Raw genomic sequence first — 4547 nt, forward strand, 5'->3', positions numbered from 1 at the left:
TGGCTGTTCGTCATCTGGCACTGCTGGCAAAACAGCACCGCCTACAACCCCGATCAGCACAACGCCCTCCAACGCGTCCTCAACCCCACCGAACAGAAGGCGGGTTGACACAGGGCTTCTGATGGGGTAACCCATGAGATGGGAGGCTCTGTGGGCTCGAGCGTGAGCTCGTGCGGCCGCCCGCCGGTCGTCCGGACCGGTTGGGCGGACCTCGGTTAGGAGCGTGGGTAGCCGATTTCGGCGATGCCGTCGGCGAGGTCGGCCAGGCGGCGTTCGCGGTTCAGCGACGTCACGACGTACTCGGTGAGCGGCATCAGGGCGTAGACGTGGCGGATCGGCTCGATCTCCAGCTTGACGCCGAAGTAGTCCTCGGCGAACGACAGGTAGGCCTCCGGGCGGCCGTCGGCCAGGAGCTCGAACAGGTAGTTCGCCCCGTCCCGGTTGACCTCCACCGGGCCGCATCGCCAGGCGTCGTCGGTCACGGTCCGCCAGAAGCAGACCGTCGCGCGCGGAACACCCTGATCGCAGAACGCCGCTTCGTGGAGCGCGGCGTCGAAGACCGCCGGTACGCCGTCCACCAGCCCGGGCCAGAGGTGCATGCCGTTGGCCCACGGCGACATCGGTGACTCGTGGTCGAACCCGAAGGCGAAAGCGCCCTCGGCGGAGAACACGATCGAGTACTCGTTCCCCGAGCCGTCGCGCATCAACGCGGCTTCCTCGGTCGACGACCAACGTGAGTCGAACGCGAAGAACGGCAGGATGTCATCATCCCCGCCGAGGATCAGATCGAGGACGGCGAGCGCGCGGCTGACCCGGCGGACCTGCTCGAGGTCGGGCAGCCGCCGGATCACTTCATAAACGGACATCCGGACATTGTTCCCGATGTCTCGCGGATTACCGGCGCTGGACGGCTTCCTCGGCGACCTCGACCAACTCGCGGTCGGTGGCCTCGGTCTCCGGGTCGTGGGCCGGCTCCAGCCGGTCGTGCGCGATCAGCGACTGGATCGCCCGCAGCACGGCACTCGCGGCCGCACCCCAGGTGGAGACGTAGGAGAACTGCCACCACCACAGCGCCTCGACGATCCGGCCCTCTTCGTAGTGCGCCAGGCCGTGCACGAGGTCGGTCGCGATCGCGGTCAGGTCGTCGGAGAGCCGGTTCACCGTGATCTCCGGCGGTGCGGCATACGGGTCGAAGACCTCGGCGTACTCGTCGAGGCCCTCGAAGAGCACCGCCAGCCGGTCCCGCATCGCGTCCAGGTCCGGATCCGGGCCCGCGTCGGACTCGAAGCGCTCCTCCGGGACGAAGTCCTCGAAGGCACCCAGCCGGCCGCCGGCCAGCAGCAGCTGGCTGACCTCGAGCAGCAGGTACGGCAGCGAGGCGAGCCCCTCGTCCACACCGTCCTCGTCCGGCTGCGCGGCGATGTCGCGCACCGAGATCAGGAAGCTCTGCACCTGATCCGCGATCTGTTCCGCGAACTCGGTCAGGTCGTCCGAGCCGATGCTCAGCGTGCGCTCTGCCATATCGGTTGATTCAGTCATCGATCGATCGTCGCCCTTCAAACGCCCGTCCGAGTGTGACCTCGTCGGCGTACTCGAGGTCACCGCCTACTGGAAGTCCACTAGCCAATCGGGTCACGCGCAAGCCCATGGGCCGCAGCAAGCGGCTCAGGTACGTCGCCGTCGCCTCACCCTCGAGGTTCGGATCGGTGGCGAGGATGATCTCCATGATCTCGCCACCGGCCAGCCGCTGCAGCAGTTCCTTGATCCGCAGCTCGTCCGGCCCGATCCCCTCGATCGGCGAGATCGCCCCGCCGAGCACGTGGTAGCGGCCGCGGAACTCGCGGGTCCGCTCGATCGCGACCACGTCCTTGGCCTCTTCGACCACGCAGATCAGACTCAGGTCGCGGCGCGGGTCCCGGCAGATCCGGCACTGCGGCTCCTCCGCGACATTGCCGCAGATCTCGCAGAACTTGACCTTCTCCTTCACCTGCACCAGCACATGCGCCAGTCGCCGTACGTCGGTCTCGTCGGACGCCAGCAGGTGGAACGCGATCCGCTGGGCGGACTTCGGACCGACTCCCGGCAACCGGCCGAGCTCGTCGATGAGGTCCTGAACGGCCCCCTCGTACACGTCAGACCGGGTTCTGGCCGGGCGGACCGGACGGGTTGCTGAAACCGATGCTGCCGCCCGGGAGTTGCGGGCCCGCAGCGTCACCAGGCACTGCGTCGCCGCCGAAACCGGGCAGGCCACCGGCCAGCGGGCCCATCGCCTGGGCGGCGGCGGTCTTCGCGTTCTCCGAGGCATCCCGGACCGCGGCCACGATCAGATCGGCCAGCGTCTCGGTGTCTTCGGGGTCGACGGCTTCCTTCTTGATGTCCAGGCGGAGCAGCTCACCCGTCCCCGACACCACGGCAGCCACCAGCCCGCCACCCGCAGACCCCTCGACCTCCTGGGTCTCCAGGTCGGCCTGGGCCTTCATCAGCTGGTCCTGCATGGCCTGAGCCTGCGCAAGCAGGTTGGACATGTCGAAACCGCCAGCACCGCCACCGTCGAACACGCGATCTCCTCGTCGAGCCGGAATTCCCGACCAACCCTAGCCGGTCGGGCCGACAACACCTCGATCCCCTGGAAACCGACCAGTCTCCCCAAGTTTTCCACAGGGCTGTGAACATCTTCGTCCACACCCCTGTGGAACTTGTGAAAACCCGCGCTGGTTATCCACAGATGCTGTGCACACCTGGTGGACAATCAGCGTTGCAACGCCAGCCGGGCACCGAGTCCGATGAACAGTCCACCCGTGGTCGCATCAAGCCGCCGCCGGGCCTTCTCCCGGGTCCGCAGCCAGCCCCCGATCCGCCCGGCTGTCACCCCGACCGCTCCGTCCACCAGGAACTCGAGCGCGACCAGCACCGCCCCGAGGATCGCGAACTGCACCCAGATCGCACCACGCGCCGGGTCGACGAACTGCGGCAGGAACGCCAGCGTGAACGTCACCATCTTCGGATTGATCAGATTGGTCAGCAGCCCCATCGAGTACGCCCGCCGACCGGACACACCTGCCGTCTCCGCACTCTCGTCAAAGCCCTTACCCCGCTTACGGATCAGCTGGATCCCCATAAACACCAGATAGGCGCCGCCCAGGATCCGCGTCACCGTGAAGGCAGCTGGCACCGCGGCGAACAACGCCACCAGCCCAGCTGCCGCCAACGCCACATGAATGATCTCGCTGGTGGCAACCCCAGCCGTGGCCAGCACCCCGGCCCGAGCACCACCGCGGATCCCACAGCCCAGCACGAACAACATGTCCGGCCCCGGAACCACCATCGCCAGCAACGTGGTCAGAACGAACGCAACAAAGACCTGCTCATCGATAGGCACTCCACGATGCTCACACGACGAGGTGTCGCCTCACCTGGACCCGTTGGTCTCTTCCAGGATGATCTCAGCGCCCAACGTGTCCCGCAGCAGATCGGTGTGCGAACGCGAGTCCTCCTCGAGCACCACATCGTCCTCACCAATAGCGTCCGCCTCTTCCTCCGGCGTCAACGCCTTGGCCTCGACCACCGGCGCAGCCGCACTACGCCGAGCCTGCTCAGCCGCGACCGCAGCCTCAGCCGCCCGCCGCTTACTAGCAGCCTGCTGCTTCCGATCCTCACCCTCAGTGCTGACCGCTACCTCCGCAGGCGCCGGCGCACTCTGCTCCCACGCCTCCGACTCCGGTACGTCGTACTCCGAGTCTGGCGGCTCCTGCAGGGCAACCGCCCCCGGCTCGTCGCCCCAGCCACCCGAACGAGCACCCGCACCGGCGACACCACCGCCACCCGGGCCAGCCTTCGAACCGGTGTTCGCGCCACCGCTCGGCCCGCCGTTCGAACCGGCGCCCACGCCAGCATTCGGGCCGACGTTCGCGCCACCGCTCAGACCAGCGCTCGGCCCGCCATTCGCGCCATCGCTCAGCGCAGCGTTCGAGCCGGCCCCCAGGCCACCGTTCGGCCCAGCGCCGACCCCTCCCGCTCCAGTCCCGGCGGCAGCGGGACCCGACGCGACGTCACCCGCCGCAGACCCACCTCCCCCGCCTGCATTCGCACCACCAAGAGCATCAACGGTTGTGCCTGGGGCAGTGCCACCGCCACCGAAGTCACCGCTCGCGCCGGCCGGACCTCCGCCACCCGCGGGAGCGCCGGATCCACCAGGCGCGGGCGAACCTGCTCCGCCCTGCGGCCCACCAGCACGCGGCGCCGCAACTCCACCACCGCCCGCACCAGGATCAGCGGATGGGTCAACCACGGCCTCGATCCGCCGGTTCAGCCCGATCGTGTCGATCATGGCCTCCCGCAGAATCTCGTCACTCCCGGACCGCGCGAAACTCTCCCGCGCCCCGGCATTCACCATCCCCAGCGTCAACGTCTGATCATCGACCGCGATGACCTGCGAATTCTGGCTCAGCATGATCCACGCGAACCGCCGCTTGACCTTCACAGCCTCCAACACCTGAGGCCACAACCGCCGAACATCCGCCAGCCCCACAGCCCCCACCGAACGCGAC

Annotated in this window: 6 protein-coding genes; all 6 read right to left on the minus strand. The window is 68.0% G+C overall.

From position 1 onward, the window contains the following. Window positions 1-215: 215 nt before the first annotated feature. Complete coding sequence (locus E1261_RS43365; protein WP_132415975.1) at window positions 216-866, minus strand: hypothetical protein; 651 nt, start codon at window positions 864-866, stop codon at window positions 216-218. 28 nt (window positions 867-894) lie between these two features. Further along, complete coding sequence (locus E1261_RS43370) at window positions 895-1539, minus strand: DUF5063 domain-containing protein (protein WP_132175992.1); 645 nt, start codon at window positions 1537-1539, stop codon at window positions 895-897. Further along, window positions 1532-2131: a recombination mediator RecR gene (gene recR, locus E1261_RS43375; RefSeq protein ID WP_132415977.1), complete on the minus strand. Its 600-nt coding sequence runs from the start codon at window positions 2129-2131 to the stop codon at window positions 1532-1534. The genes E1261_RS43370 and recR overlap by 8 nt, the downstream gene beginning before the upstream one ends. 1 nt (window position 2132) lies before the next feature. Beyond that, window positions 2133-2558, minus strand: a complete 426-nt coding sequence (locus tag E1261_RS43380; RefSeq protein WP_132415979.1) for a YbaB/EbfC family nucleoid-associated protein — start codon at window positions 2556-2558, stop codon at window positions 2133-2135. Window positions 2559-2749: 191 nt separating this feature from the next. Next, window positions 2750-3379, minus strand: a complete 630-nt coding sequence (locus tag E1261_RS43385) for a LysE family translocator (RefSeq protein ID WP_132415981.1) — start codon at window positions 3377-3379, stop codon at window positions 2750-2752. A gap of 30 nt (window positions 3380-3409) precedes the next feature. Further along, the coding region (locus E1261_RS43390) for a DNA polymerase III subunit gamma/tau domain-containing protein (protein ID WP_476703279.1) at window positions 3410-4547 on the minus strand (1138 nt) is incomplete at its 5' end.

Source organism: Kribbella albertanoniae (assembly GCF_004348455.1).
Lineage (GTDB): Bacteria > Actinomycetota > Actinomycetes > Propionibacteriales > Kribbellaceae > Kribbella > Kribbella albertanoniae.